Annotated in this window: 27 protein-coding genes and 1 tRNA gene; 26 read left to right on the top strand and 2 right to left on the bottom strand. The window is 60.9% G+C overall.

The annotated features are described in order from the left end of the window. Positions 1 to 26 precede the first annotated feature (26 nt). The 25 genes from ACQRAJ_RS06340 to ACQRAJ_RS06220 all read left to right on the top strand — a co-directional run bounded on the left by ACQRAJ_RS06340 (position 27) and on the right by ACQRAJ_RS06220 (position 22400). Positions 27 to 2057 (top strand): ABC-F family ATP-binding cassette domain-containing protein, encoded by a 2031-nt coding sequence (locus tag ACQRAJ_RS06340; protein WP_427748059.1) that lies wholly within the window; start codon positions 27 to 29, stop codon positions 2055 to 2057. Then, on the top strand, positions 2044 to 2340 hold the full coding sequence (locus ACQRAJ_RS06335) for a hypothetical protein (protein ID WP_370450603.1): 297 nt from the start codon (positions 2044 to 2046) through the stop codon (positions 2338 to 2340). Before ACQRAJ_RS06340 ends, ACQRAJ_RS06335 begins: the two co-directional genes overlap by 14 nt. A 9-nt stretch (positions 2341 to 2349) precedes the next feature. After that, on the top strand, positions 2350 to 3033 hold the full coding sequence (locus ACQRAJ_RS06330; protein ID WP_427748057.1) for a site-2 protease family protein: 684 nt from the start codon (positions 2350 to 2352) through the stop codon (positions 3031 to 3033). Positions 3034 to 3117: 84 nt separating this feature from the next. Continuing rightward, the gene (locus ACQRAJ_RS06325; RefSeq protein WP_427748056.1) at positions 3118 to 3927 is read left to right on the top strand and encodes a segregation and condensation protein A; all 810 of its coding nucleotides are present in this window, start codon (positions 3118 to 3120) and stop codon (positions 3925 to 3927) included. An 11-nt stretch (positions 3928 to 3938) separates the two neighbouring features. Beyond that, entirely contained in the window at positions 3939 to 4667 is a 729-nt protein-coding gene (gene scpB / locus ACQRAJ_RS06320) for an SMC-Scp complex subunit ScpB (RefSeq protein WP_427748055.1), read from the top strand. Beyond that, positions 4654 to 5607: a pseudouridine synthase gene (locus ACQRAJ_RS06315; RefSeq protein ID WP_427726738.1), complete on the top strand. Its 954-nt coding sequence runs from the start codon at positions 4654 to 4656 to the stop codon at positions 5605 to 5607. Before scpB ends, ACQRAJ_RS06315 begins: the two co-directional genes overlap by 14 nt. A 66-nt stretch (positions 5608 to 5673) precedes the next feature. After that, positions 5674 to 6360 (top strand): (d)CMP kinase, encoded by a 687-nt coding sequence (gene cmk, locus ACQRAJ_RS06310; protein WP_427748054.1) that lies wholly within the window; start codon positions 5674 to 5676, stop codon positions 6358 to 6360. Positions 6361 to 6363: 3 nt separating this feature from the next. Then, entirely contained in the window at positions 6364 to 7092 is a 729-nt protein-coding gene (locus tag ACQRAJ_RS06305; protein WP_427748053.1) for a lysophospholipid acyltransferase family protein, read from the top strand. A 2-nt stretch (positions 7093 to 7094) separates the two neighbouring features. Then, entirely contained in the window at positions 7095 to 7991 is an 897-nt protein-coding gene (ispH, locus tag ACQRAJ_RS06300) for a 4-hydroxy-3-methylbut-2-enyl diphosphate reductase (RefSeq protein WP_427748052.1), read from the top strand. A gap of 2 nt (positions 7992 to 7993) precedes the next feature. Beyond that, positions 7994 to 9436 (top strand): DUF512 domain-containing protein, encoded by a 1443-nt coding sequence (locus tag ACQRAJ_RS06295; RefSeq protein WP_427748051.1) that lies wholly within the window; start codon positions 7994 to 7996, stop codon positions 9434 to 9436. Between the two features lie 10 nt (positions 9437 to 9446). After that, positions 9447 to 10781, top strand: a complete 1335-nt coding sequence (der, locus tag ACQRAJ_RS06290; protein ID WP_427748050.1) for a ribosome biogenesis GTPase Der — start codon at positions 9447 to 9449, stop codon at positions 10779 to 10781. Further along, on the top strand, positions 10774 to 11457 hold the full coding sequence (gene plsY, locus ACQRAJ_RS06285; RefSeq protein WP_427748049.1) for a glycerol-3-phosphate 1-O-acyltransferase PlsY: 684 nt from the start codon (positions 10774 to 10776) through the stop codon (positions 11455 to 11457). The genes der and plsY overlap by 8 nt, the downstream gene beginning before the upstream one ends. A gap of 9 nt (positions 11458 to 11466) precedes the next feature. Continuing rightward, positions 11467 to 12474: an NAD(P)H-dependent glycerol-3-phosphate dehydrogenase gene (locus ACQRAJ_RS06280; protein WP_427748048.1), complete on the top strand. Its 1008-nt coding sequence runs from the start codon at positions 11467 to 11469 to the stop codon at positions 12472 to 12474. Positions 12475 to 12492: 18 nt separating this feature from the next. Continuing rightward, positions 12493 to 13164, top strand: a complete 672-nt coding sequence (rpe, locus tag ACQRAJ_RS06275) for a ribulose-phosphate 3-epimerase (RefSeq protein ID WP_427748047.1) — start codon at positions 12493 to 12495, stop codon at positions 13162 to 13164. A gap of 6 nt (positions 13165 to 13170) precedes the next feature. Next, positions 13171 to 14349: a cysteine desulfurase family protein gene (locus ACQRAJ_RS06270; protein WP_427748046.1), complete on the top strand. Its 1179-nt coding sequence runs from the start codon at positions 13171 to 13173 to the stop codon at positions 14347 to 14349. Then, a complete protein-coding gene (locus ACQRAJ_RS06265) occupies positions 14346 to 15155 on the top strand; it encodes a Nif3-like dinuclear metal center hexameric protein (protein ID WP_427748045.1) in 810 nt (269 codons plus the stop codon). The genes ACQRAJ_RS06270 and ACQRAJ_RS06265 overlap by 4 nt, the downstream gene beginning before the upstream one ends. Beyond that, a complete protein-coding gene (locus ACQRAJ_RS06260) occupies positions 15152 to 15871 on the top strand; it encodes a zinc ribbon domain-containing protein (RefSeq protein ID WP_427748044.1) in 720 nt (239 codons plus the stop codon). Before ACQRAJ_RS06265 ends, ACQRAJ_RS06260 begins: the two co-directional genes overlap by 4 nt. Positions 15872 to 15873: 2 nt before the next feature. After that, entirely contained in the window at positions 15874 to 17088 is a 1215-nt protein-coding gene (gene coaBC, locus ACQRAJ_RS06255) for a bifunctional phosphopantothenoylcysteine decarboxylase/phosphopantothenate--cysteine ligase CoaBC (RefSeq protein WP_427748043.1), read from the top strand. Positions 17089 to 17168: 80 nt separating this feature from the next. Then, a tRNA-Pro gene (locus ACQRAJ_RS06250) sits at positions 17169 to 17245 on the top strand. Positions 17246 to 17539: 294 nt separating this feature from the next. Then, on the top strand, positions 17540 to 18244 hold the full coding sequence (locus tag ACQRAJ_RS06245; RefSeq protein WP_427748042.1) for a CDP-alcohol phosphatidyltransferase family protein: 705 nt from the start codon (positions 17540 to 17542) through the stop codon (positions 18242 to 18244). A 66-nt stretch (positions 18245 to 18310) separates the two neighbouring features. Then, positions 18311 to 18745, top strand: coding sequence for an FHA domain-containing protein (locus tag ACQRAJ_RS06240; protein WP_195838557.1), 435 nt, complete (start codon positions 18311 to 18313; stop codon positions 18743 to 18745). 3 nt (positions 18746 to 18748) lie between these two features. After that, the gene (locus ACQRAJ_RS06235; RefSeq protein ID WP_154516382.1) at positions 18749 to 19633 is read left to right on the top strand and encodes a MerR family transcriptional regulator; all 885 of its coding nucleotides are present in this window, start codon (positions 18749 to 18751) and stop codon (positions 19631 to 19633) included. Positions 19634 to 19671: 38 nt separating this feature from the next. Further along, on the top strand, positions 19672 to 20202 hold the full coding sequence (locus ACQRAJ_RS06230) for an adenine phosphoribosyltransferase (RefSeq protein ID WP_427748040.1): 531 nt from the start codon (positions 19672 to 19674) through the stop codon (positions 20200 to 20202). A 32-nt stretch (positions 20203 to 20234) separates the two neighbouring features. Further along, positions 20235 to 21356, top strand: coding sequence for a coiled-coil domain-containing protein (locus ACQRAJ_RS06225; RefSeq protein WP_154516376.1), 1122 nt, complete (start codon positions 20235 to 20237; stop codon positions 21354 to 21356). A gap of 177 nt (positions 21357 to 21533) precedes the next feature. After that, positions 21534 to 22400, top strand: coding sequence for a DegV family protein (locus ACQRAJ_RS06220; protein ID WP_427748039.1), 867 nt, complete (start codon positions 21534 to 21536; stop codon positions 22398 to 22400). Positions 22401 to 22473: 73 nt separating this feature from the next. Here ACQRAJ_RS06220 and ACQRAJ_RS06215 read toward each other — a convergent pair whose 3' ends face one another. Together ACQRAJ_RS06215 and ACQRAJ_RS06210 are read right to left on the bottom strand one after the other, a co-directional pair. After that, positions 22474 to 23085: a DUF1836 domain-containing protein gene (locus ACQRAJ_RS06215; protein WP_427748038.1), complete on the bottom strand. Its 612-nt coding sequence runs from the start codon at positions 23083 to 23085 to the stop codon at positions 22474 to 22476. Positions 23086 to 23239: 154 nt separating this feature from the next. After that, a complete protein-coding gene (locus ACQRAJ_RS06210) occupies positions 23240 to 24178 on the bottom strand; it encodes an NAD(P)/FAD-dependent oxidoreductase (protein WP_427748037.1) in 939 nt (312 codons plus the stop codon). A 186-nt stretch (positions 24179 to 24364) separates the two neighbouring features. Between ACQRAJ_RS06210 and ACQRAJ_RS06205 the strand changes: the two genes are divergently transcribed. After that, positions 24365 to 25597, top strand: a complete 1233-nt coding sequence (locus ACQRAJ_RS06205; protein WP_427748036.1) for an MGDG synthase family glycosyltransferase — start codon at positions 24365 to 24367, stop codon at positions 25595 to 25597. Positions 25598 to 25893: the final 296 nt, after the last annotated feature.

Raw genomic sequence — 25893 nt, 5'->3', positions numbered from 1 at the left:
AGGCACACAAGGTCAAAGGCGGCACCATGATCCTCCTGGTCGACAAGATCGAAAAAAGTTTCGGCGCGCGCGTCCTCTTTAGCGGCGCGTCCTTTCAGATCAACCCCGGCGAACGCTTTGCGCTCGTGGGACCCAACGGCGCCGGCAAAACCACCATGCTCAAAATCATCATGGGTATCGACAGCCCCGACGCCGGCCAGGTCCAGTACTCCAAGGACTGTCAGGTGGGCTACCTCGAGCAGGAAACCAACCTGGAGCACAAGGACACGACCATCCTCGCCGAGGTCATGGCCGCCGCCAAGGAAATCCGCCGCATGGGCGAGCGCGCCAACGAGCTGCAGGCCCAGATCACCGAGCTCTCTGAGCAGGGCAAGGACGTCGACGCGCTCCTTAACGAGTACGGCCAGGTCCAGGACCGCTTTGAGCACTTGGGCGGCTACGAGCTCGAAAGCAACGCCCGCAAGATCCTGTCCGGTCTGGGCTTTAAGGTCACCGACTTTGAGCGCCCGTGTTCCGAGTTCTCGGGCGGCTGGCAGATGCGCATCGCGCTGGCCAAGCTCTTCCTGCGTCATCCCGACCTGCTACTTCTGGACGAGCCCACCAACCACCTGGACCTCGAAAGCGTCCAGTGGTTGCGCGGCTTTATCGCCAACTACGACGGCGCCGTGCTCATCGTCAGCCACGACCGCGCCTTTATGGACGCCTGCGTCGACCACGTCGCCGCGCTCGAGAACCGCCGCGTGACCACCTACACCGGCAACTACAGCAGCTACCTCAAGCAGCGCGAGGACAACCTGGAGCAGATGCGCGCCAAGCGTGCCGCCCAGGAGCGCGACATCGCCCACATGCAGGTCTTCGTCGACAAGTTCCGCTACAAGCCCACCAAAGCCGCCCAGGCGCAGGAGCGCATCCGCAAGATCGAGCAGATTAAAAAGGAGCTCGTCATCCTGCCCGAAGGCCATAAGCACATCGACTTTAAGTTCCCCGACCCGCCGCGCTCGGGCGACATGGTCGTGGGCCTGGAGGGCGTGTCCAAGTCCTACGGCAACAAGCACATCTATAGCGATATCGACCTCAAACTCTACCGCGGCGAGCACGTGGCGCTCGTCGGCCCCAACGGCGCCGGCAAGTCCACGCTCATGAAGATCATCGCCGGCCTGGAGCCGCCCACTGCCGGCACGCGCGAACTGGGTACCAACGTGGGCGTGGCCTATTACGCCCAGCACGCGCTCGAGGGCATGACCGAGTCCAACACCGTCCTGCAAGAAATCGACACCGTCACGCCCAAGTGGACCGTGCCGCAGCAGCGCAGCCTACTGGGCGCCTTCCTGTTTAGCGACAACGATTCTATCGAAAAGCAGGTTCGCGTTCTTTCCGGCGGCGAAAAGGCGCGTCTGGCTCTGGCTAAGATGCTCGTGGCCCCCGAGGCACTTCTGTGCCTGGACGAGCCCACTAACCACCTGGACATCGACTCGGTGGACATGCTCGAGAACGCCCTACAAAACTTCCCCGGCACCATTGTTCTGATCAGTCACGACGAGCACCTGGTGCGAGCCGTGGCCAACCGCGTGATCGACATCCGCGATGGCAAGGTCACGGTCTATGACGGCGACTACGACTACTACCTCTACAAGCGCGAGGACCTCGCAGCCCGCGCCGCCGAGGCGGCAGGGGAAAGCACACCGGCCACGACCAAGCCCACCAAAGCCAGCGCCGCCCAGGCCGATACCCCCGCTGCGGCCCCCAAGCCGGCCGAGGGCAAAAAGACCAAGGAGCAAAAGCGTGCCGAGGCCCAGGCCCGCGCTGCGCTCAACAAAAAGCTCAAGGGCGTGCGCAACCAGCTCAAGAAGATCGAGGCCGAGCTGGACAAGAAGCGCGCCCGCTATGACGAGCTTATGGAATTGATGGCAAGCGAAGAGCTTTATGCCGATCAGGATAAGTTCAACGCCGCCCTGGGGGAATATAACGGGCTTAAGCAAGAGCTGCCCAAGCTCGAGGACGAATGGCTCGAGCTTTCCACCCAGATCGAAGAGGAGACCGCACGTGAACTCTCGTAAGGCCGCTGCCGTGGCGATGAGCATCATAGCCATCGCGTGCCGCATCTGCGGCATCTTTATGAGCGCGATGACCGTGCTGCTGTGCTTTAGCGGCCTTACCGCCAAGCTGCAGATCGTGGGCTTTGTCGTTGAGCTTTCGCGCGCGCTGCCGACCGCCATCGCCGGCTATGGCGTCATCACATCGCCCTTTGGCGGCGTGTTCCGCCTGGATTACGCCATCGTGGCCGTCATCCTGTTTGTGGCCGACTACCTGCTCACGCGCGCCTCGCGCCGCGTCCGCTAGGGGAGCGCCATGTCCAGCAGCTACTTCATGAACCTGCTCGCGAGCGCCGTCGCCGTCATCGTGGGCATCGTGATCCACGAGAGCGCACACGCCGCCGCGGCCTGGGCGCTCGGCGACAAAACGGCCCGTTCGCGCGGCCGCGTCTCGCTCAACCCGCTCAACCATATTGACCCGTTTGGCACCATCATCCTACCGCTGCTCATGCTCGCCGCCGGCGGCCCGGTGTTCGCCTTCGCCAAGCCCGTGCCGGTCTACCTCAACAACCTCAAGCACCCCAAGCGCGACGAGGTCTTGGTGAGCGCGGCAGGCCCCGCATCGAACATCGCACTGGCGTGCCTTGCGGCCGCCATCATGCACGCAGCATACGGCAACCTCTACACCAGCATGTCCTTTGCCGTAGCGTCCCAAATCATGAACTTCGGCGCCACCTTTATCGTGGTCAACCTGTCGCTTGCGTTCTTTAACCTCATCCCGATTCCGCCGCTTGACGGCTCGTCTATCATCGTGCCGTTTCTCAAAGGCAAGGCACTCGCCAACTACTACCAACTGCAGCAATACGCCATGCCCATACTTATCATCGTGCTGTATCTGCTGCCCATGTGGACCGGCATCGACGTGATCGGCCGGTATTTCGACGTTACCGTGTATCCGCTCGCTGGGCAGCTGCTTAACTTCGCAATCACCGGCATCTAAGGTAAACTTACAGGTCGGCCGTGCAAAACGGTCGCAACATGCACCCAAACCGCGCCGCGAAGGCGCCGTCAAAGGAGGTCGAAGATGTCGTATCGCGTGTCGACGCAGGTCTACAGCGGACCGTTCGACCTGCTGCTGCAGCTGGTAACCCGCCAAAAAGTTGATATCGGCGCCATCTCTATCAGCGAGGTGGCCGAGCAGTACCTGGCCGAGGTCGAGCGTATTGAGGCGCTGGACCTGGACGTGGCGAGCGACTTTTTACTGGTCGCGGCAACCCTTTTGGACATCAAGGCCGCCTCGCTGGTGCCCCAGGAGGCCCCGCGCAAAGCCGACGACGATGACGAGATTGACGAAGACCTCGAAGAGCTCAGCGCACTCGACGGCGACGCCCTGCGCGAGGTCCTGATCCAGCGCCTGATCGCCTACAAGCAGTTTAAGGGCGCGGCGGCGGCCCTTGGCGCGCGCATGCAGGCCGAAAGCCGCATGCATCCGCGCGTGGCCGGCCCCGACCCCGAGTTTTTGGGCCTTATGCCCGACTACCTGGCCGGTATCACGCTGCGCGGCCTCGCCGTCATCTGCGCCGACCTGGACGGCAAGCGCCAGACCTTCCTGCTGGAGGCCGAGCACGTGGCGCCGCATCGCGTACCGCTCGACCTGACGGTGGCCTCGGTCGACCGCTTTACCATGGCGCACCAAACCTGCACCTTCCGCGAGCTGCTGGACGGCGACGCCACCACCGAGCAGCTCGTCGTCACCTTCCTGGCCATGCTGGAACTCGCCAAGCGCGGCTCGCTCACCCTGAGCCAGGACGAGATCTTTGGAACCATCCGCATCAACCGCGTCGAGGGCGCCGAGGCCTACGTGCCCGGCGAGGGCCCCGAGCTCACCGAATAGGAGCGGCAACCATGTCAACCCTTTCCACGCTAGAGGCAAACAGCCTCAAAGGCGCCCTCGAGGCGCTCCTGCTGGTTTCGAGCGATCCGGTGAGCGCGCCCGCGCTGGCAGATGCGCTGGATATCGCCCCGGGCGAGTGTGCGTCGCTTTTGGCCGAGCTCAAAGTTGAGTACGAGGAGGCCAATCGCGGCTTTCAGCTGCGCGAGGTTGCCGGCGGCTGGCGCCTGTTTACGCATCCCGCCTACCATGACGTGGTCGAAGCTTATGTGCTGAGCTGGGATACGCAAAAACTGTCGCAGGCGGCACTCGAGACTCTTGCTGTGATCGCCTACCACCAGCCCGTCACGCGCGAGGTGGTCAAGGGCATCCGCGGCGTCAACTCCGACGGCGTCATCGCGTCGCTCGTTGACAAGGGTCTAGTGCGCGAGCTCGGTCGCGACCCCCAGCGCGGTCAGGCCATCATTTACGGCACGACCAACGCCTTTTTGGAGAAGTTCGGTCTGCGCTCCACCCGCGACCTGCCCGATCTGGAGCAGTTTGCCCCCGACGAGCAGTCGCGCCAGTTTATCCGCGAGCGCCTGAGCGGCCGCAGCATTCAGTCTACGCTCGAGGAGCAGGTCGAGGACCTGGACGAAGAGCGCGAGCTGCTGGATACCGATGTTGAGGATGTCGAGGCAGTCGGTGGCGAGGAAACACTTGCCACCGACGACGCTGCGGAGGATACGCATGACGAGGACTAACGAGGCAGGGGAGACGCGCGTCGCCGGTGCCACGGGCGCACCCGCGACCGATGCCCAGCCCGTCTACCCGCACACCATGCGCCTGCAGCGCTTTTTGGCGCGCGCGGGCGTGGCGAGCCGCCGCGGCTCGGAGGACCTGATGACCGCCGGCCGCGTGACCGTCAACGGCCAGGTCGCGACCGAACTGGGCACCAAGGTCGATGTGGACCGCGACCATATCGAGGTTGACGGCATGCCCGTCAAGCTCAACCAGGGCGCCGTGTACCTGATGCTCTACAAGCCGACCGGCTATCTCACCACCATGAGCGATCCGCAGGAGCGCCCCTGCGTGGCCGACCTGGTCCCGCGCGACCGCTTTCCGGGCCTGTTCCCGGTGGGTCGCCTGGACCGCGACACCACGGGCCTTTTGCTCTTTACCACCGACGGCGACCTGTCGCAGGACCTGCTGCACCCCAGCAAGCACGTCTACAAGACCTATCAGGCGCTGGTGGACGGCCACCTGACCGATCGCGACTTGGAACCGCTGCGCCGCGGCATCGAGCTCGACGACGGCCTGTGCCAGCCGGCGATCTGCCGCGTCATTACCGCGCGCGAGGCCGAGGCGGTGGCCCCGCAGGGTGTGAAGCCCGGTACAACCGCCGTGGAGGTCATCATCCGCGAGGGGCGCAAGAACCAGGTCAAGCGCATGCTGAGCAAGATCCACCACCCGGTGATCCGCCTGCACCGCTGCAACTTTGCCGGCCTGGAGCTCAAGGACGTGGCCAAGGGCTCGTGGCGCGAGCTCACCGACCGCGAGGTGCAGATCCTCAAGGCCGGCGGCATCCCGCCCAAGCAGGCCGGCGCCAAGCGCGGCGCTGCGCCGGCGACCCGCACGCGCCACCACGGCAGCCACGGCTCCGCGCCCAAGCGCAACACCTACCGCGAGCGCTACACGGGCTAGCCAGTCCGCCAGCAAGCAGCGCCCGCGTCCCATACCAGCACGTCAACCACCGAAAGGAAGCATTGCATGATCGTCGCCATCGACGGCCCCGCCGGTTCCGGCAAGTCCACCATCGCCAAGGAGATCGCCCGCCAGCTGGGCTTTAACAAGCTCGACACGGGCGCCATGTATCGCGCCGTCACCTTCGCCGCGCTCGACCGCGGCATCGATCTGGACGACGAGGCTGCCATCGACGCCCTCGCCGAGCAGATCGAGATCCGCTTTACCAACGGCACCGGCGAGGACACGCGCCTGACCATCGACGGCGCGGATGCCTCGGCTGCCATTCGCACCCCGCAGGTCGACGCTAACGTGTCCAAGGTCTCGGCCTACCCGGGCGTACGCGCGGCCATGCTCATCCATCAGCGTCGCGCCGCCGAGGACCGCGACATCGTGGCCGAGGGTCGCGACATCGGCACCGTCGTGTTCCCCAACGCGCAGGTCAAGGTCTTTCTGACCGCCGACCCGCGCGAGCGCGCCCGTCGCCGCGTGCTGCAGCGCCACCAAAACGATGCCCAGCCGCCCACCGAAGATCAGCTCGAGGCCGAGGTCGACGAGACCCTCGACGCCCTCAAGCAGCGCGACAAGCTCGACAGCAGCCGCGAGGTCGCGCCGCTCGTGCCCGCCGAGGACGCCGTGCACGTCGACTCCACCGCACATACCATCGACGAGGTCGTCTCGATAATCGAGGACCTCATCAACCAAAGGAGGTAGCTCATGCGCCTGTTTAAGCAGACGCCCGAGGATTACTACAACGCGCCTTATGCCGAGTTCCCCGTGCTCATCCGTGGCACCGTCTTTGTGGTCATGGGCATCCTGTGGGTCTTCTCCAAGCTCATGTGGCGCTGGAAGGTAGAGGACAGCGACCTGCTGTTTGAGCGCCAGGAAGGCCGCGGCAGCGTGGTCATCTGCAACCACACCTCGATGGCCGAGCTCCTGGCCGTGGAGACGGCGCTGTTTTTTGGCGGCCGCCGCGTTCGCCCCATCTTTAAGTCCGAGTTTGCCAAGAGCAAGATTGTGCGCTGGGCCTTTAGCCGCGTGGGCGGTATTCCCGTCGAGCGCGGTACTGCCGATATGAAGTGCCTGCGCGCCGCCCAGCATGCACTGCAGCGCGGCGAGGACGTCCTGATCTTCCCCGAGGGCACGCGCATCCGCTCGCGCGAGATCAAGCCCGAGGTCCACGGCGGCTTTGCGCTCATTGCCCAGATGGGCAAGGCACCCGTCAACCCGCTCGCCATCTGCGGCTGGTCCGATATCACGCCTGCGGGCAAAAAGCTCATGCGCCCCAAAAAGTGCTGGATCCGTGCCGGCAAGGCCATCTCGCTTTCCGACGCACCGGCCGAGCTCAAGCGCAAGGAGCGCCTGGCATGGTTTGAGTCCGAGGCCATGAGCCGCGTCTACGCCATGCGCGACGACCTGTGCGCCGAGCACCCCGGCAGGTTCTAGCCATGGGCGAGAACGTCATGAATACCGCCGCGACCGCCGCTGAGGAGGTCCTCCCCACCATCGAAATCGCAGCGCATGCCGGTACCTGCTACGGCGTACAGCGCGCGCTCGACATGGCGCTGGCCGCCGCGCCGCAGGCAGGGGAGAGCGCTCAGGTCCACACGCTGGGTCCGCTCATCCATAACCCCATCGTGGTGCGCGAGCTCGCCGAGGCAGGCGTCGGTCTGGCAGACACCTTGGACGACGCCGCATCGGGCACTGTGGTCATTCGCGCGCACGGCGTGGTGCCGAAGGTAATCGACGCCGCTTGCGAGCGCGGCCTTACCGTGGTCGATGCCACCTGCCCCTACGTGAAGAAGGTCCATGTGGCGGCCGAGCGCCTGGTGCGCGAGGGCTACCGTGTGATCGTCGTGGGCGAGCCGGGCCACCCCGAGGTCGAGGGCATCCTGGGCCACGCCGGCGATGACGCGCAGGTCGTGAGTTGCGCCGCCGATGCGGACGCGCTGCCGCTCAAGGGCAAGGTGGGCCTGGTTGTGCAGACCACCCAAACCGCGCAGAACCTGGCCGAGGTAGTGGCCTCCATCACCCCGCGCGTGCAGGAGCTGCGTGTGATCAACACCATCTGCGCTGCCACGAGCGAGCGCCAGCAGGCGGCCGCTGCACTTGCCAACCGCTGCGACTGCATGGTCGTCGTGGGCGGCAAAAATTCGGGCAATACGCGCCGCCTGGCACAGATTTGTGCCGATGTCTGCGAGCACACCCATCACATCGAGGAAGCATCCGAGCTTGAGGCCGCATGGTTTGCCAACGCGCGCCGCATCGGCATCACCGCCGGAGCCTCAACTCCGCAAGAACACATCGAACGCGCCGTTGCGCGCATCAAGGAGCTTTGTCGCTAATCATGGACCAGACCGTACCCGCATACGCCGCCGAGGTGGCCGATTACGGGCGCAGCCGCGACCCCGAGCCGGGTGAGGGCGCGCTCGTAAAGAACGTGCGTCCCGAATCGCCCGCATGGGATGTGGGTATCGAGCCGGGCATGCGCGTGCTCACGGTCAACGGCGAGCAGCTGACCGATATGATCGTGTGGCTCTGGGAGGCCGACGAGGACACCGTCGACCTAGAGGTTCTCGACCCGCGCGACGGCACCGTCACCCCCGTGGAGCTCGACCGTTTTCCCGGCGAGGACTGGGGCCTTGAGTTCGACGGCCCCATCTTCGACGGCATGCGTACCTGTGTGAACGCCTGCGTGTTCTGCTTTATGACCATGCTGCCCAAGGGCGGCCGCTCAACGCTCTACATTCGTGACGACGACTACCGCCTGAGCTTTTTACAGGGCAACTTTGTCACGCTCACGAACCTTTCCGACGAGGACGTGCAAAACGTTATCGACCGCAATATGAGTCCCATGAACGTGTCGGTCCATGCCGTAAGCCCCGACGTCCGCCGCCGCATGATGGGCCGTAACGCCCAGCGCGGCATGGACGTGCTCGAGACCATCATGGCCGCCGGCATCGAGATTCACGCGCAGATTGTGCTGTGTCCCGGCATGAACGACGGCGAGGAGCTGCAAAAGACCCTACGCTTTTGCGAGGAGCACGAACAGATCACGAGCCTGGGCATTGTGCCACTGGGCTTCACCAAGCATCAAAACCGCTTTACGTGGTCCTACAGCGACAAACCTGAGCTCGCGCGCGAGACCATTGCCATGATCCGTCCCTTCCAGGATCGTGCCTACAAGCGCTTTGGCCGCCACACCTTCCAGATGAGCGACGAGTTCTATCTGGACGCCGGCATCGAGCCACCCCAGGCCGATTTTTACGACGGCTACCCGCAGTATTACGACGGCATCGGTATGATTCGCTCGTATCTGGACGAGACCGACGACGTGCTTGCCGCCGACGCCGAGCGTCTGGCCCGCGTCCGCGCTGGCATCGCCGGGCGCAACCAGCGCCTCCTGTGCCTCTCCGGCGCCAGCGCGCGCGATACGGTGGCCCGCTTTGTGGAGTCGCCACGGGGCCTTGCCGGCACCGTCACCGCTATCGAAAACCGTTACTTTGGCGGCAACGTGGACGTGACCGGCCTCATCGTCGCCTGCGACATTCTGGAGCAGCTGCCGCAGGACCTCTCGGGGGTTATGCTCTTTGTGCCTAAACTCATGTTCAACGCTGACGGCATGACCCTTGACGAGTATCATCGTGACGATTTACTCGCAAGCCTTGAAGCTCGCGGCGCCGAGGTTCATGTGGTGTCGACCATGCCGCATGAGCTGCTCGATACCCTGGAGCACATCCTTGGCATTGTGCCTGCCGACTCAACTAATTCCACTGACCCTACCCATTAAAGGAGTGCAGATGAAACCTATCGTCGCCGTCGTCGGACGCCCCAACGTGGGCAAGTCCACGCTCGTTAACCGCCTGGCCCAGACCTCGGACGCCATCGTCCATGAGTCCCGCGGCGTAACGCGCGACCGCTCCTACCACACGGCCGATTGGAACGGCCGCGAGTTCACCATCGTCGACACGGGTGGCATCGAGCCGCTCAAGAGCGATGACGTCTTTGCCACGTCCATCCGCGACCAGGCCCTCGCCGCCGCCGAGGAAGCCGCCGTCATCCTATTTGTGGTCGACGGCCGCACCGGCGTCACCGAGGAGGACGAGTCGGTCGCCCGCATGCTCAAGCGCTGCGACAAGCCGGTCTTTCTGCTGGTGAACAAGCTCGACAACCCCGATCGCGAAAACGACAGCATCTGGGAGTTTTATTCGCTCGGCATCGGCGAGCCAACGCCGCTCTCGGCCCTACACGGCCACGGCACGGGCGACCTGCTCGACGACATCGTGGCCCTGCTCCCCGAGGAAGAGGACGAGGTCGCCGACGAGTTCCCCGACGCGCTGAACGTCGCCATCATCGGCCGCCCCAATGCCGGTAAGTCCTCGCTGTTCAACCGTATCCTGGGCGCCGACCGCTCTATCGTGTCAAACATTGCCGGCACGACGCGCGACGCCATCGACACCGTCGTGGAGCGCAACGGCAAGCACTACCGCATGGTCGACACCGCGGGTATTCGCAAGAAGAGCACCGTGTACGAGAACATCGAGTACTACTCCATGGTCCGCGGCCTGCGCGCCATCGACCGTGCTGACGTGGCACTGCTCGTCGTCGACGCCTCCGTGGGCGTTACCGAGCAGGACCAGAAGGTCATGGGCTTGGCCATCGAACGCGGCTGCGCCATCGTCGTTCTACTCAACAAGTGGGATCTGCTCGACGACGACCGCAAGCGCGAGGCCTGCATGGAGACCGTCGACCGCCGTCTGGGCGTCATGGCTCCCTGGGCCCAGTACCTGCGCATCTCTGCCCTGACCGGCCGCAGCGTCGAGAAGATCTGGGCGATGGTCGACGCCGCCGAGAAGACGCGCTCGCAAAAGATCACCACCTCGCGCCTCAACACCTTCCTCACCGACCTGCGCGAGTTTGGCCACACCGTGGTGGACGGCAAGCGTCGCCTGCGCATGCACTACGTGACCCAAACGGGCGTCAACCCGCCGACGTTTACGTTCTTCGTCAACCACAGCGACCTGGTCAACGACACCTACCAGCGCTATGTGGAGAACCGTATGCGCTCTACCTTCGATTTTTCCGGCACGCCCATTCGACTCTTCTTTAGGAAGAAGGAGCAAAAGGATGCATAATCCGATTCTGCTGACCGCCATCTGCGCCGTGGTCTCGTTCTTTATCGGAGCGATTCCGTTTGGCCTGATCCTGGGCCGCGTGTTCAACCACACGGATATTCGCAAGGCGGGCTCCGGCAACATCGGCACCACCAACGCCCTGCGCGTAGCCGGTCCCAAGGTCGCCGCGCTCACGCTGCTGCTCGACTGCTTGAAGGGCGCCATCTGCGTCCTTATCGCGCGTCCGCTCATCGCGAGCGTGGGCTATGGCTTCCCGGTGAGCATCATGGCTCCCGGTGCCGCCGGCGACTGGATGCTCGGCGTCATTTGCCTGGCTGCCGTGTGGGGCCACATATTCTCGCCCTACCTCAACTTCCGTGGCGGCAAGGGCATTGCCGTGGGGCTGGGCGTCATACTCGCCTGGTACTGGCCCATCGGACTTTCGCTGCTGGGCATGTTTATCGTGGCCGTCGCCATCACCAAGTATGTGTCGGTGGGCTCGCTTGCCGCGGCCATCGGTCTTCCCATTGCCGCCTGCGCGGTCTTTCCGTACAGCAGCCTGGGCCTCAAGTTTTGTATGGCAATGATCGGCATCACCGTGGTGTGGGCCCATCGCGCGAACATCAAAAAGCTCATGACGGGTAAGGAATCCAAGCTCTCGTTTACCAAGCGCGTCACCGAGCCCGACGATAAGTAGGAGAGAGTCATGAATGTTGCGCTGATTGGCTCCGGCTCCTGGGGAACCGCCGTCGCCGGCCTTGTCGCCGCGCGAGCCGAGCGCGTGACCATGTGGGCCCACAGCGAGCAGACGGCCGCCGGCATTAACGGCGAGCACCGCAACCCGCGCTATCTGGTGGACTACGTGCTGCCGGAAAACGTTGTCGCCACGACGGACCTGGCCCAGGCGCTCGACGGTGCCGATGCGATCATCTTTGCCGTGCCCTCCATGCACCTGCGCGACGTGTGCCATCGGGCAGCGCCGTTTATCGATACCGACACCCCCGTCCTGTGCCTTACCAAGGGCATCGAGCCCGAGTCCGGCATGCTCATGAGCGAGGTCATCGCCAGCGAGATCGGCAACGAGGCGCGTGTGGCGGCGCTCTCGGGCCCCAACCATGCCGAGGAGATATGCCGCGGCGGACTTTCCGCCGCCGTCATCGCCAGCAAAGACTCGCAGGTAGGGGAGACCTTTAAGGACCTGCTCCTATCCACGGCCTTCCGCATCTACCTGTCGCAGGACATGACCGGCGTTGAGGTTTGCGGCGCCATGAAAAACGTCATCGCCATCGTGTGCGGCATCTCCGCCGGTACCGGCGCGGGCGACAACACGCTCGCCCTTATCATGACGCGCGGCCTGGCCGAGATCAGCCGACTGGTACACGCCCGCGGCGGCCAGGCCATGACCTGTATGGGTCTTGCCGGCATGGGCGACCTTATTGCCACCTGCACCTCCGAGCATTCGCGCAACCGCACCTTCGGCTACGAGTTTGCCCACGGCGTATCGCTCGACGAGTACCAGGCGCGCACGCATATGGTGGTCGAGGGCGCCGTCGCCGCCCGCAGCGTGAGCGAGCTCGCCCGTTCGCTGGGCGTAGACATTCCGCTCACCTTTGCCGTGGAGCAAACGCTCTACAACGGTGTTACTTTGGATAGGGCGCTCGAGATCCTTACCGACCGCGTCCCCTCTCAAGAGTTCTACGGACTCACCGACTAGCGCAGAAAGGCTACTACCATGGGTTCCATCAAAATCGCTCCGTCCGTCCTCTCAGCCGACATGGCCAACCTCAAGGGCGAGCTCGACAAGATCGCCGGCGCCGACTATGTGCACTTCGACGTCATGGACGGTCACTTTACCGGCAACCTCACCTTTGGCGTCGAAATCCTCAAGGCCGTCAAGCGCTCCACCAAGGTGCCGGTCGACGCGCACCTGATGGTGTCGAACCCCGACGAGACCGTCGATTGGTATGCCGACGCCGGCGCCGATATGATCACCGTTCACTACGAGGCCTCCACGCACCTGCACCGCACGCTCACGCACCTACAGCAGCGCGGTGTCAAGGCAGGCGTGGTGCTCAACCCCGCCACTCCCGTCTGCGTGCTCGAGAGCATCATCGAGGTCGTCGACATCGTGCTGCTCATGAGCGTGAACCCCGGCTTTGGCGGCCAGAGCTTTATCCCGGGCACGCTGCATAAGCTCCACGAGCTCAAGGCCATGTGCGAGCGCCACGGTGTGTCGCCCATGATCGAGGTCGACGGCGGCATCTCTTCCAAAAACATTGCCGAGGTCGTCAAGGCCGGTGCCGATGTCCTGGTGGCCGGCTCCGCCGTATTTAAGTCCGAAGATCCCGCCGCCGAGGTTGCGCTGCTGCAGAAGCTGGGCAACGAGGCCGCACAGGAGGCATAAACCCTTATGACCGCAGGTCAAAACCGCATACCCGTGAATCTTGACTATGCCGCCTCGACGCCCATGCGCGCCGAGGCGCTCCTTGCGCAGCGCGAATATGACGACAGCGAGCTCGCCGGCGTCAACCCCAACTCGCTGCACTCGCTCGGCCGCAAGGCTGCCGCACGTCTGGAGGTTGCACGCCGCGAGATCGCCCGCAGCTTTGGCGCGCGCGTTCGCCCGTCCGAGATTGTCCTAACCAACGGCGGTACCGAGGCCAACCAGCTGGCGCTCCTCGGGCTTGCCGAGGGTGCTCGTCAGCGCGATCGTAAGCGCGATCGTGTAATCGTTTCGGCCATCGAGCACGATTCGATTCTGGACAACCTGCCGCTACTGCGTGCCGCCGGCTTTACCGTCGACCTGGTGCAGCCCTGCCGTGCGGGTTACATCGAGCCTGCCGCGCTGAGCGACTTGTTGGGCGACGACGTCGCGCTCGTGAGCATCATGGCCGCCAACAACGAGACCGGTGTGGTACAGCCTATCCGCGAACTTGCCGCGGCTGCGCACACCGCGGGCGCCCTGTTCCACACCGATGCCATCCAGGGCTATCTGCATATTCCGCTCGATGTGACCGAACTGGGCGTCGATGCTATGACCGTTGCAGCACACAAGATTGGCGGCCCCGTAGCCTCCGGCGCGTTATACCTAAAAAGCCGCACGCCGCTGCGCCCCCGCATCTTTGGCGGAGGACAGGAAGCCGGACGTCGTGCCGGCACTCAGGACCTGCGCACGCAGCTGGCCTTTGCCGCTGCCGCCTCGTCTCTGGCGCCCCATGTGGCTCAGGAGCGCGAGAAGCTGCAAGCCCTTTCCGACAAGCTCTACGCCACGCTCACGGCCCATCCGCGCATTCACGCCACCATGGGCGACTACACGCAGGCCGACCGTCTGCCCGGCATGGTTTCGATCTATATTGACGGCATGGACTCCGAGGAACTCATCATCAAGCTTGACGCCGCTGGTTTTGAGGTTTCGGCCGGATCGGCTTGCTCGAGCGGCAGCATGGACCCGAGCCACGTGCTCAGCGCCATGGGCATTGGTCGCGAGCAGGCGCTGGGCGCACTGCGCATCTCCTTCGATGACCGCGTGAATCCGACCGATCTGGACGACTTTGCCCAGACGCTGCTCTCGATCGTAGGTGCCGCATGATCGTCGCCGAGCTCGAGCGTGCCCTGCTGGCACGCTATCCCAAGACGGACGCCGAGCCCTGGGACCACGTAGGCTTATCCGTTGGCGACCCCGACGACGAGATCCGCGGCGTTGCCTGCGCGCTTGACGCTACCAGGGACAACGTGCAGCGCGCCTTGAAAGCCGGAGCCAACGTGTTGCTCACGCATCATCCCGTCTACATCAAGGCGCCCGAGTCGTTTTGCCCGCCCAGCGCAACGCGCCCCCAATGCAGCGCGGCGCTCTACGAGGCGGCCCGCTGCGGGGTGAGCATTATCTCGCTCCACACCAACCTGGACCGCTCGCACGAGGCACGCATCTGCCTAAGTAAGCTGTTGGACGCGGCGCCTGCAAGCTCGTTGGAGCACGTGGACGACCCCGAGGCCTGCGGCCTGGGAGTTTTTGCGACACTCAACGACCCGTGCACGCTGCGCGATCTTGCCGCCCGTGCTGCCACGGCCTTTGGCAGCGATCCACGCGTATGGGGCGATGCCGAGCGCCCGTGCCGCACCGTCGCCATTCTGGGCGGCTCCCTCGGCGACTTTGGCGAGCTTGCCATCGCTGCCGGTGCGGATGTCATCGTGACGGGCGAGGCGGGCTATCACGTGGCACAAGACCTTGCCTTGCGCGGGCTGAGCGTGATCTTGCTCGGCCACGACCGCTCCGAGGAGCCGTTCGTGGATATCTTGATGAACTCTGCGGTTGACGCCGGGGTCGACCCCCGTCATGCGATTAAAATACTGAACCCTTGCCAATGGTGGACTGTGACAAAAGGAGAGAACTTATGAGCGCCGGCGCTACGCTACTCAAGCTGCAACAGATCGATTTGGAGCTCGCCCGCAACAAGAGCGAACTTGCCAATATGCCGGAGCTCAAGGAGCTCGCCTCAAAGCGCAAAACCTATGTAAAGCTTAAGTCCGAAATGACCAAGCTCTATGCTCAGCGCAAGGACCTCGACATTGAGCTGGACGATCTCAACACCACCGAGATCCAGACCAACAACGCCATCGAGGCCGCCAAGAAACGCCACGTCGACGGCTCTGACTACCGCGAGGTCCAGGATCTGGAAAACGAGCTCGCCACCCTGGCCAAGCGACTGGACAAGATTGAGCACACCCGCAAGGATGTCGTTGTCGCCCACAAGGAGGCGCTCGACCGTGAGGCTCGCGCGCAGGCCATCATCGCCAAATTCGAGGAGGGCGTAAAGGCCGACACCAAGGCTGCCCGTGCCAAGGCCGCCGACCTCCAGGCCCAGATTGATGCCGCCACCAAGGAGCGCACCGCGCTTGCCGCCACGCTGCCGACAGACGTGCTCACCGACTACGAGCGTCTACTCAAGCAGTTCCGTGGCCTGGCCGTCGAGACCATCAAGGGCAACATCCCCACGGTCTGCCACACCGCGCTGCAGGCGTCGTCCATGAGCGACCTCAACCACGACGGTAGTGAGATCACGCACTGCCCGTACTGCCACCGCCTGCTCGTGCTCCCCAACAAGGAAGCCTAACAATGACGACGGCACCCGACAATTCAATGCAACTTGAGGGAAAAACGATCCTGCTGGGCATTACCGGCGGGATCGCCGCCTATAAGTCGTGCAATATCGTGCGCCTGCTGCAAAAACGCGGCGCACGCGTCAAGGTCGTTATGAGCGAGCATGCCACGGAGTTTGTGGGTCCGCTCACCTTTCGCGCGCTCACGGGCGAGCCGGTCGCCGTGGGTCTGTTCGACGACCCCTCCGACCCCATCCACCATATCTCGCTGGCGCAGGAGCCCGACTTGGTGGTCGTGGCGCCCGCGACGGCCAATATCATCGCCAAGATGGCCAACGGCATCGCCGATGACCTCATCTCCACTACGCTGCTTGCCACGCCGCGTCCTATCGTGGTCGCGCCGGCCATGAACAATGGCATGTGGAAGGCGCCGGCCACGCAGGCCAACATGACCACGCTGCGCGAGCGCGGTGTCCACGTTGTGGGTCCGGGTAGCGGCTACCTTGCCTGCGGCGATGTGGACACGGGACGCATGAGCGAGCCCGAGGACATCGTCGAGGCCGTCTGCAAGCTGCTCGACCTCGCTCCTCAGGACCTTGTGGGCAAGCGCATCGTGATCACCGCCGGCCCCACGCACGAACCGATCGACCCCGTGCGCTTCATTGGCAACCGTTCATCGGGCAAGATGGGCATCGCCCTGGCGGGGGAGGCCGCGCGCCGCGGTGCCGCCGTCACGCTCGTGCTGGGACCGACATCGCTCGACGTTCCCCGCGGTGTAGCGTGCGTGCGCGTACAAACCGCCGCGGAAATGCTCCAGGCTGCGCTGAGCGCCTTCCAGACGGCCGACGCGGCCATTTGTGCCGCCGCCGTCGCCGACTACACGCCTGCGGCCCCGGCGGACCATAAACTCAAAAAGGCCAACGAGCGCCTGGATCGAATTGAGCTCGTCGAGACCGTTGACATCCTGGCCGAGCTCTCACGCCAAAAGGGCGATCGCCGTGTGATCGGCTTTGCGGCCGAGACCGATAACGTCGTGGAGTACGCGCAGCGCAAACTCGTGCGCAAGGGTTGCGATGCCATTATCGCCAACGATGTCTCGCGCGCCGATTCGGGCTTTGGGACCGATACCAACAAGGCCTGGATAGTAAGTACAGCGGGCACGCAAGAACTTCCCGTACTAACAAAACACCAGCTCGCAGATACAATTTTAGACTTGCTTCAAAATTTGTAAAAAAGTTCTTGCACAAGGACAAAGTTTCGGGTTATTATACTCCCTGTTGCGAGCGAGAGCAGAGCAACAAACAAAAGCTTCGGGACGTGGCGCAGCTTGGTAGCGCACTTGACTGGGGGTCAAGGGGTCGCTGGTTCGAATCCAGTCGTCCCGACCAGAAGTTTACAGGTCAGGCACCTAGTGCCTGACCTTTTTTGTTTTAAGCAATTGCTTATAGCAACGAAGAGTCAACGACTTTCCCGTTCAATACGTCTGCGCAACAAAAACCTGTACATCAGCCTCCAAAAACAACATTTTTCGACATATCTGGAGGCTGATGTACACAAAAGCGATAAACATCCCGGCCGATACCGTCCTCCACATGTCTGGACTCTCTATGCTCGCGCTGGATAGACATCGCCAGAACGGGTATAGTATCGAGAGTTTTGTCGTTTACCAGCGGGGGAGTCCTGTGGGCATCAAAAAGAAGATCAAAAAGGAGCTTATCGGCACCTCCGATTACCCGTCGAATAAGATTTTCACGATCTCCAATTTCATTACCTTCACGCGCCTGGTCCTCACGCTGGTCTTCCTGTACCTGTTTGTGACGGACAACAACCGTGTCGTCGCCATTGTCATCTATGCCATCGCGGCTTCCACCGACTGGATGGACGGTCAGATTGCCCGCATGACTAAAACGGTCTCGTGGCTCGGCAAGGTTATGGATCCCATCTGCGACCGTGCGCTGCTATTTACAGGAGTTTTAGGTCTCGTGGTTCGCGGCGAGCTTCCCATCTGGGTCTGCGTGCTCATCATTGGGCGCGATATCTACCTGGGCATCGGCACGCTCATCGTGCGCCACTACCACCGCCGCCCCATCGACGTAGTGTTTCCCGGCAAGATTGCCACGGCGCTGCTCATGACCGGCTTCTCGCTCATGCTGCTTGGCTTTCCCGTCGTGGACGGCTGGCATCTGCTGCCCGCCACGTTCACGGCCTTCCCGGGCCTCAACGGCAGCTCGGTACCGCTCGGCATCTTCTTTGTGTATGGCGGCGTCATCTTCTCCATGGTCACCGCTGTCATCTATTCCATTAAGGGTGGAGCGGCCATTAAACAGGCTGTTGCGCATCCAGAGGACGAAGACGTCGACTTTCTTAACCCCGAAATCGAAGACTAAGCCATTGGGGTATTATTACGTACAGTTCATTCTTTGCGGCATGTCCGCGTTAAGTTAGGGGTTGTCATGGACAACATGGTTAACAATATGCCTCAAAACGATAAGACTGCCGACGCAACCTGCGTCTTCCGTGTGCCTTCGAGCGACGTTACCGTTCCCGATCTTATGGCGAACGTTCGCATCACTGCCCCCGTTCTGTCTATTGTCAAGGGGCCGCAGACCGGTGCTGCCTTTGAACTCGAGGATGATGTGACCACCATTGGCCGCGATCCGGCAAACGGCATTTTCCTCAATGACATGACCGTATCGCGTAGCCACGCACGCATTATTCGCGAGGGTCTGGCTGCTCGCATCGAGGACTTAGGCTCGCTCAACGGCACGTGGGTTGATGGCGCCATCGTCAATGCCGCCCCGCTGCACGACGGATCTTCCGTCCAGATCGGTACGTTTACGCTCATCTACCACGAGAGCACGCCGGAGCGCATCGAAACCGGTGAGTAGGGCATGGCCGAACGCAACTATCTGAGTATCGGCCAGGTCGTCAATTTACTTCGAGGCGCATACCCCGATCTTTCGAACTCAAAAATTAGATTTCTAGAAGATGAGGGGCTCATCACCCCTCATCGTACGCCTAAGGGGTATCGCCAATACTCCAAGGAGGACGTTGACCGTCTAGAGGTCATTCTGCACCTGCAGAAGACGCGCTACATGCCGCTCAACGTGATCAAGCAACGCCTGGAAAACGCTACAGATCTCTCCACGCTTGCCTACGAGGTGGGCCTGCTGTCCGATGTTCCGCTCAAGACGGAGCCCAAGGAAACCAAGCAAAAGCTGCACCCCATCGAGACCATTCCGGATATGTTGGGCGTCGAGATCTCGTTTATTCGCTCCTTGGCCGAAAACGACCTTATTCGCATTATCAAGAGTCCGCAGAACCGCGAGCTCGTCGACGGGCGCGATTTTCCGATTATCCGCTACTGTTCCGAGCTGTCACGCTTTCATATCGAGCCGCGAAACCTTCGTCAGTACGTATCATCCGCCAACCGCGAGTCTTCGATGTTCGAGCAAGTGCTCGTGAGTATGCTTGGCATGGACACCTCCGATGACGAACGCGATGCCAAGCTCGAACGCGCGTTTAAGAAGTTGCATGACCTCACCGAGGGCGTGCATACTGCGCTGCTCAAGAACCGCGTATTTGAGTCACTCAACGCCGTAGTCGAGGACGCCGATATCGATGCCCTCGATGAGGAGATCGCACGCTCCGAATCAACCAAGGCCAAAAGCGAAGAGGCATCTGCCTCCGCGGTCCCCGTGCGCGAGGAATCCCTCGTGCAGCCGCTTAAGGTTGTCGCCCCCTCGCACACCGGCACCGCCAGCGCGGACAAATAAACGCTTCTACAAACCAGCCTCCCATGAAAGGTCACACCATGTACGACTTCGAATCTCACATCGTCGACATCCCCGACTATCCCGAGCCCGGAGTCGTCTTTAAGGACATCACGCCGCTCTTTAGCAATCCCGAAGCGCTTAAAGCCATGGTCGACGCGCTAACGGAGCATTTCTCCGGTATGGGCATCACTAAGGTTGTAGGACCCGAGGCTCGCGGTTTTATGGTAGGCGTGCCTGTTGCCGTGGCACTCGGCGCGGGCTTTGTTCCTGCACGTAAACCGGGAAAACTGCCACGTAAGACCGTTAGCCAGGAATACGAGCTCGAGTATGGAACCGATTCGATTGAGATTCACGTCGATGCCATCAGCTCTAAAGATACCGTGTTGATTCTGGACGACTTGGTCGCGACAGGCGGAACCGTTGAGGCAACAGGTAAACTAGTGCGAGATATGGGCGCAAAGCTCGTAGGTTATGGTTGTATCCTTGAGCTTGCGTTTCTTAATCCGCGCAAGAAGCTCACGCCTTCTAACGAGGACGTTGAGCTCTTTAGCCTGGTAACGGTGGACTAGCCGCTACCCTTAGATACTGGAAAGGAAGCTCCATGCGCACAGCAAACACGCACAAAAACATGGCACGCTGCGCAGCTACGGCAACCCTCGCTTGTGTTTTGGGCTTGGGCCTCGCGGCTCCTGCCTATGCCGATACCGCGTCCGATCTTGCCGCCGCTCGTACCAAACTCGAGCAGATCGGTACGCAAACCCAGCAAATTCATGAAGAACTCTCCGCTCAGACGCAGGAGCTTGATCAGACTGCAGGCGAGATCACGCAAAAGCAGCAAGAGATTGCCGAGGGCCAGGCAAAGCTTTCGAGCTACGTTGCCGGTGAGTACAAGACCGGCGGTCTGAGTCTCCTTCAGGTTCTGACGGGCGTCGACGATCTGGGCGATATGCTCAACCGTTTGTTCTACTACGGCAAGGTTTCCGACAAGCAGGCCCAGACCATTCAGGAGGTCAAGGACCTTAAGCAGCAGCTCACCGATAAGCAGGCCGAGCAGGAGAAGAACGTCGCCGCGACGCAGAAGAAGGTCGACGAACTCAACGCCCAGCAGGCTGAGGCCCAGAGTGTCGTGAACTCCCTGGATTCACAGCTGCAGGCCGAGCTTGCTGCCGAGGCCGAGGCGAACGCCGCGCTGCAGGCTGGCATAAATGCCAGCACCGCCGAAAAGGCCACGGTGAGCAACGACACCGCCGGTACGACCGAGAACACCAACAATGGTGGCGGTACGACCAACAATGGCGGCGGTAACACGCCTGCGCCCGCGCCCGCTCCTGCTCCCACGCCGCAGCCCTCGACGCCCGCCCCGGCACCGGCCCCTTCCGCGCCGAGCCAGTCCGTTGACGGCGGCAGCGTTGTCTCTCGCGCTTATAGCAAGCTTGGTTGCGCTTATTCCTGGGGCGGTATTGGCCCGAACAGCTTTGACTGCTCCGGCTTTGTAAGCTACTGCCTCACCGGTCGCTACTGTCGCCTGGGCACTACCGGCACCTTCATGGGTTGGCCCCGTGTTTCTGATCCTCAGCCGGGCGACGTCGTTGTTAACTCTTACCACACCGGCATCTACATTGGTAACGGCCAGATGATCCATGCTTCCGACTACAGCACGGGCGTTATCATCAGCTCCGTTGCCGCTGGCATGAACAACAATTATATTTTCGTTCGCTATTAAGTGTTTTAACTCAGCTAACGAAAGTGGACCTCGTATCCTTTGGGAGCGAGGTCCATTGTTTTATCTCGACCGCCCATTTTGTGTGTAAACTACAATCTAGTTTTGAATACTAGATATGCGCAGCATCTGTCCAAAAGATAGCTATAATTGTTGAGGAACAACTAGAAAGGACCCTCAATGAGCTGGGCACTCATCTCAGATTCGAGCTGCAATCTTCGCGATTGGCAACCAACCGCACCTCATACCACCTTTGCATTTGCACCCCTTAAGATCCGAGTGGGGGAGCGTGAATTTGTCGACGATCTCTCGCTCGATGTTCACGAGCTTAATGTTGCCATTCAATCGGAATCCAGCGCATCATCGAGCTCCTGCCCAAGCGTAGGGGAGTGGGCTGAGCTCTTTAAGCTCGCCGACAAGACGATCTGCATGCCCATCTCCGAGGGCGTCTCGGGAAGCTACAATGCCGCGGCCACTGCGCGTGACATGGTGCTTGCCGAAGAGCCCAATCGTAAGATTCACCTGGTTAATTCGCGCGCAGCAGGCGGCAAGATGGACCTGATCTTCTTACTGTTTGATCGCTATCTTGCAAGTAAACCGGATGCCTCCTTTGAGGAAGCCTGCGCCTACTTCGATAGCTTGGAGCAGAACAGCAAAATCCTCTTTAGTTTATGCAATTACGAAAACCTTGCGAAGGCCGGACGTATCCCCAAGGCGGCCGGTGTTATTGCCAACAAGCTCAACATCCGCATTTTGGGCACGGCGAGCGAAGCGGGCGAAATTGAACTCGTTGGGCATACGCGAGGCGAAAAGAAGATGCTCACCAAGATTGTCGACACCATGGCGGCCGAGGGTTTCACGGGCGGCGAGGTCATCATCGATCACGTTGAGAACGAAGCTGGAGCCCAGGCGCTTGCCGACCGCATTGTGGAGCACTGGCCAGGCTCCAAGACTATCATCATGCCCTGCAACGGCCTAGATTCCTATTACGCCGAGATGCATGGTCTCATCATCGGCTACGGCATGGGCATGGCTTCGGGCCAATAAAGCTCAACCAAGCAAAAACGCGGACGGGACAAAGTGACTGATGGCTCTTTATCCCGCCCGCGTTATACGTCGCCTAGCTATTAAACCCATTGAACTTGAGGTAGCTCATCAGGTACGCCTTCGATACAAAAGACGATACCGCACTGCGTACGAGCAGCGATTCGCGCGTAACCTGATGTGCGGTATCGGGCACGGGAGTCTGCTCAAGAGAAAAAGCCGCACGAATCGATGCCTCAAGTTGATCGACTACATAATCGAAAGCCGTCGGAGCGTCGTAGCTCAAGCGCTGAATATTAAAGAGCGCCTGAACCGCAGCGATGGGTAGCACCTGCTTAAAGATACAAATGGCGATGAGACGCGCAATCTGCTCACGGCCATACTGCTTTTTAACCGGAGCAGGAACGAGGCCGACCTTTACGTAGTTATTGATCATCGAAGGCGTGATAACGGGCTGCTCTACGCAAATCGAAAGCGGCTCCATCCACAGCGCAACATATTCAATGACCTGATCGCGATAGAGCGTTACGTTGGGCAGCTGGTCATAGCGTGGCAGGCTCAACGCATTGAGTTTATCCACCATATCGGACTGAATAAATGCATCCGGCAGCACCGTCGGCTGAATATCCTCCGGCTTAATGCTGACCGATGTATCGGACATCGGGATAACATGTTTGACGTGGTTCATAAGAGACCTCCGTTCGTTTTCTATATTCTATTCTAGATTATCTAGTTTTGCATACCACATAGCCGCTAAGTAAAAGTGGTTGGACAGCACATTGTCGCACCGTCCAACCACTTTGTATAAAGATAGCAACCTTACATAAGATATATTATCGTACTTATCCTCGTAAGAAGGCGTATGCGCTGGTAGCCGCTATGGCTCCGTCCGAAACGGCGGTCACAACCTGGCGTAAACGCTTGGAACGGATATCGCCGGCAGCAAACAAACCCGGCGTGCACGTGGCCATCGAGTCGTCGGTAACGATACCGCCGTCAGGCGCCAGATCCACCAGATGCTGTACAAGCTCAGTATGGGGCTGTGTTCCGGCAAAGACAAAGATGCCAAACGAGCCAGGATCAAAGGACTCGGAATAGGTATCACCGGTGGCGTTGTCCTTAAACGTGATAGTTGTAGGCATGACCTCGCCCGATAGCTCCACAATACTAGTTTGGTACCTAACAGAAATATTATCTTTAGCGAGCACCTTTTGAACCACGCCATCGGGAGCACGGAACTGATCGCGGCGCAAGACGATGGTCACGCTGCTGGCAATTTCTGATAAGAACAGGGCTTCCTCGCAGGCAGCATTACCGCCGCCAATGACAAAGACCTGTTTGCCACGAAAGAACATGCCGTCGCACGTCGCACAATACGAAACGCCGCGACCGCGATACGTATCCTCGCCGATAAAGCCAGCAGAGCGCGGCGTGGCGCCCATGCAAGCGATAACACTCGAGGCCAGCGTATCGCCCGTATCGTGATGCACCGTAAACAGCGACGCATCCGCATCGTAATCGATACCCGTAACCATGCTCCATACGACCTGCGCACCCAGGCCCTCTGCATGTTGCTGAAAACGCTCGCCGAGTTCGGCGCCGCTCAAGAGCGGAATGCCCGGATAGTTTTCGACCTCATTGGTTGTGGCGATCTGTCCTCCCGACATGCCTTGCTCAATCACAGTCGTCGTTAGATTGGATCGCGACGCATAAATGGCTGCAGCATAGCCCGCTGGGCCGCCGCCGATAATCGCAACATCGATCGGCTGATTGGTAGTCATGGAGTGTCCTCTCATCGAAACATTGGCGTTCTTTGCGCTCATACCCAAATTTGGGAGAACATGACAGTCATGCACTACAATGATTCTTTGCGAAACAACGATGAAGGGGAGTTATCGATGGATCAAACGCAGATGGGCAATGACGCTCCCCTACCCACGCAAAGCGCCCCTCAATCGGAGCAATTGATGCCGTCACCTGGACAAAAGCCCTTAGTGACCATTGTCCACGCATCGGTTGGTTCGGGACACAAAGCGGCAGCCAACGCTATCGCACAAGCATTCGAGCTTATACGCGGTACCAAGGGCATACCGCAGGATGTCGAGATTGAGGTCTTGGATATCCTCGATTTTGGACGCATAAAATTCGACGGCAACAAAACGGCCGCATCGTTTACCGGCGCCACACGCCCAATTTATGACTTGACCTGGCGATATACCCTTACCGGACACCTGCTTTGGGGCGGCGGCACGGCATGGTCACGCATTATGTTCCCCGCATTTAACGAATACGTTCGCACTCGTAGGCCTATTGCCGTGGTCGCCACACATATCACGGCAGCCAACGTTGCGGTTGGTGCGCGCGTCATTACGGGCATCGACTATCCCGTCATTTGCGTGCCGACCGATTACGAGGTCGAGGGCTGGTGGCCCCATAAGGACACCGACTTATTCTGCGTGGCAAACGAGTTTATGGCCGAGACGCTCCGCCCACGCAAGGTTCCTGAGGCAAAGATACGCATTACGGGCATCCCTATTCGCGCTGGATTTGACACGGATTACAATCGTGAGGAAGAACTCGAGAAGTTCAATCTCCCTATCGACAAGACCATTGTGCTGGTAATGGCCGGCGCTAGTTTGCCTCAACCGTACGTTCGCTTTCGCGCGGCGATGGACCACACCCTCCCCTTCCTCCGTAGCTTCGAGGATATGCACTTTGTCTTTTTGCCGGGCAAGGACACGGAATACGCCACGCGCCTGAAAACGCTCTTCGAAGCCATGAAACTCGAAAACGTCACGGTTCTTGACTATGTCGATGACATGGCAGCGCTCATGCACGGCTGCGATCTGGCAATTCTCAAATCGGGCGGACTCACTGTTACCGAATGCCTGTGTGCACACCTGCCGATGATTCTGCTGGGCAAGTCCTATGGCCAGGAAAAGGCCAACACCACCATGCTCACCGACTTGGGCGCCAGTATGCATGTCACCACCGCACGCGAGCTCATTGTGACGCTGCGCCATCTCCACGATCATCCCGAGTCGCTCAAGGCACTGCTCATCAATGGCGAAGTGCTACGCCGTCCACACGCGGCCGAGGACATCGCCATCGCAACCATGGAACTTACAGGCAAGCCCCAAAAGCGCAAACGAGCCTTCTGCCGCTTCTACTGGGGCGGAAAACCCGCGCATATCCGCTAGGCGAAAGTCCGCTGCTCGGCGGGAGCCGCCCATATATCATTCCATGCTCAAACATTCTCGCTGCGCGCTCGTATCCCTCCCGCCCGCTTCTCACACATATCATTCCATGCTCAAACATTCTCGCTTCGCAGGGCGCACTAATCCCACCCGTCCGGGACTCACCCATATCATTCCATGCTCAAACATTCTCGCTTCGCTGCGCTCGCTGCGAAACTGCGCGTGGAACGATATGGGTGAGTCCCGGACGAGAGGTTTCCTGCTTGAAAACAAATTGCAATCCGACTAGAAAGCCGGTG

This window comes from Collinsella sp. SGI.184 (assembly GCF_050313415.1).
Taxonomy (GTDB): Bacteria; Actinomycetota; Coriobacteriia; order Coriobacteriales; family Coriobacteriaceae; genus Collinsella.
The sequence above is the reverse complement of the archived record's forward strand: the minus strand, read 5'-3'. Positions and strand labels throughout refer to the sequence as shown.

What these genes read in the sequence shown, in the direction of transcription:
- ACQRAJ_RS06340 (WP_427748059.1), top strand. Translation starts at nt 27, where the DNA reads ATGATCCTCCTGGTCGACAAGATCGAAAAAAGTTTCGGCGCGCGCGTC.
- ACQRAJ_RS06330 (WP_427748057.1), top strand. Translation starts at nt 2,350, where the DNA reads ATGTCCAGCAGCTACTTCATGAACCTGCTCGCGAGCGCCGTCGCCGTC.
- ACQRAJ_RS06325 (WP_427748056.1), top strand. Translation starts at nt 3,118, where the DNA reads ATGTCGTATCGCGTGTCGACGCAGGTCTACAGCGGACCGTTCGACCTG.
- scpB (WP_427748055.1), top strand. Translation starts at nt 3,939, where the DNA reads ATGTCAACCCTTTCCACGCTAGAGGCAAACAGCCTCAAAGGCGCCCTC.
- ACQRAJ_RS06315 (WP_427726738.1), top strand. Translation starts at nt 4,654, where the DNA reads ATGACGAGGACTAACGAGGCAGGGGAGACGCGCGTCGCCGGTGCCACG.
- cmk (WP_427748054.1), top strand. Translation starts at nt 5,674, where the DNA reads ATGATCGTCGCCATCGACGGCCCCGCCGGTTCCGGCAAGTCCACCATC.
- ACQRAJ_RS06305 (WP_427748053.1), top strand. Translation starts at nt 6,364, where the DNA reads ATGCGCCTGTTTAAGCAGACGCCCGAGGATTACTACAACGCGCCTTAT.
- ispH (WP_427748052.1), top strand. Translation starts at nt 7,095, where the DNA reads ATGGGCGAGAACGTCATGAATACCGCCGCGACCGCCGCTGAGGAGGTC.
- ACQRAJ_RS06295 (WP_427748051.1), top strand. Translation starts at nt 7,994, where the DNA reads ATGGACCAGACCGTACCCGCATACGCCGCCGAGGTGGCCGATTACGGG.
- der (WP_427748050.1), top strand. Translation starts at nt 9,447, where the DNA reads ATGAAACCTATCGTCGCCGTCGTCGGACGCCCCAACGTGGGCAAGTCC.
- plsY (WP_427748049.1), top strand. Translation starts at nt 10,774, where the DNA reads ATGCATAATCCGATTCTGCTGACCGCCATCTGCGCCGTGGTCTCGTTC.
- ACQRAJ_RS06280 (WP_427748048.1), top strand. Translation starts at nt 11,467, where the DNA reads ATGAATGTTGCGCTGATTGGCTCCGGCTCCTGGGGAACCGCCGTCGCC.
- rpe (WP_427748047.1), top strand. Translation starts at nt 12,493, where the DNA reads ATGGGTTCCATCAAAATCGCTCCGTCCGTCCTCTCAGCCGACATGGCC.
- ACQRAJ_RS06270 (WP_427748046.1), top strand. Translation starts at nt 13,171, where the DNA reads ATGACCGCAGGTCAAAACCGCATACCCGTGAATCTTGACTATGCCGCC.
- ACQRAJ_RS06265 (WP_427748045.1), top strand. Translation starts at nt 14,346, where the DNA reads ATGATCGTCGCCGAGCTCGAGCGTGCCCTGCTGGCACGCTATCCCAAG.
- ACQRAJ_RS06260 (WP_427748044.1), top strand. Translation starts at nt 15,152, where the DNA reads ATGAGCGCCGGCGCTACGCTACTCAAGCTGCAACAGATCGATTTGGAG.
- coaBC (WP_427748043.1), top strand. Translation starts at nt 15,874, where the DNA reads ATGACGACGGCACCCGACAATTCAATGCAACTTGAGGGAAAAACGATC.
- ACQRAJ_RS06240 (WP_195838557.1), top strand. Translation starts at nt 18,311, where the DNA reads ATGGACAACATGGTTAACAATATGCCTCAAAACGATAAGACTGCCGAC.
- ACQRAJ_RS06235 (WP_154516382.1), top strand. Translation starts at nt 18,749, where the DNA reads ATGGCCGAACGCAACTATCTGAGTATCGGCCAGGTCGTCAATTTACTT.
- ACQRAJ_RS06230 (WP_427748040.1), top strand. Translation starts at nt 19,672, where the DNA reads ATGTACGACTTCGAATCTCACATCGTCGACATCCCCGACTATCCCGAG.
- ACQRAJ_RS06225 (WP_154516376.1), top strand. Translation starts at nt 20,235, where the DNA reads ATGCGCACAGCAAACACGCACAAAAACATGGCACGCTGCGCAGCTACG.
- ACQRAJ_RS06220 (WP_427748039.1), top strand. Translation starts at nt 21,534, where the DNA reads ATGAGCTGGGCACTCATCTCAGATTCGAGCTGCAATCTTCGCGATTGG.
- ACQRAJ_RS06215 (WP_427748038.1), bottom strand. Translation starts at nt 23,085, where the DNA reads ATGAACCACGTCAAACATGTTATCCCGATGTCCGATACATCGGTCAGC.
- ACQRAJ_RS06210 (WP_427748037.1), bottom strand. Translation starts at nt 24,178, where the DNA reads ATGACTACCAATCAGCCGATCGATGTTGCGATTATCGGCGGCGGCCCA.
- ACQRAJ_RS06205 (WP_427748036.1), top strand. Translation starts at nt 24,365, where the DNA reads ATGCCGTCACCTGGACAAAAGCCCTTAGTGACCATTGTCCACGCATCG.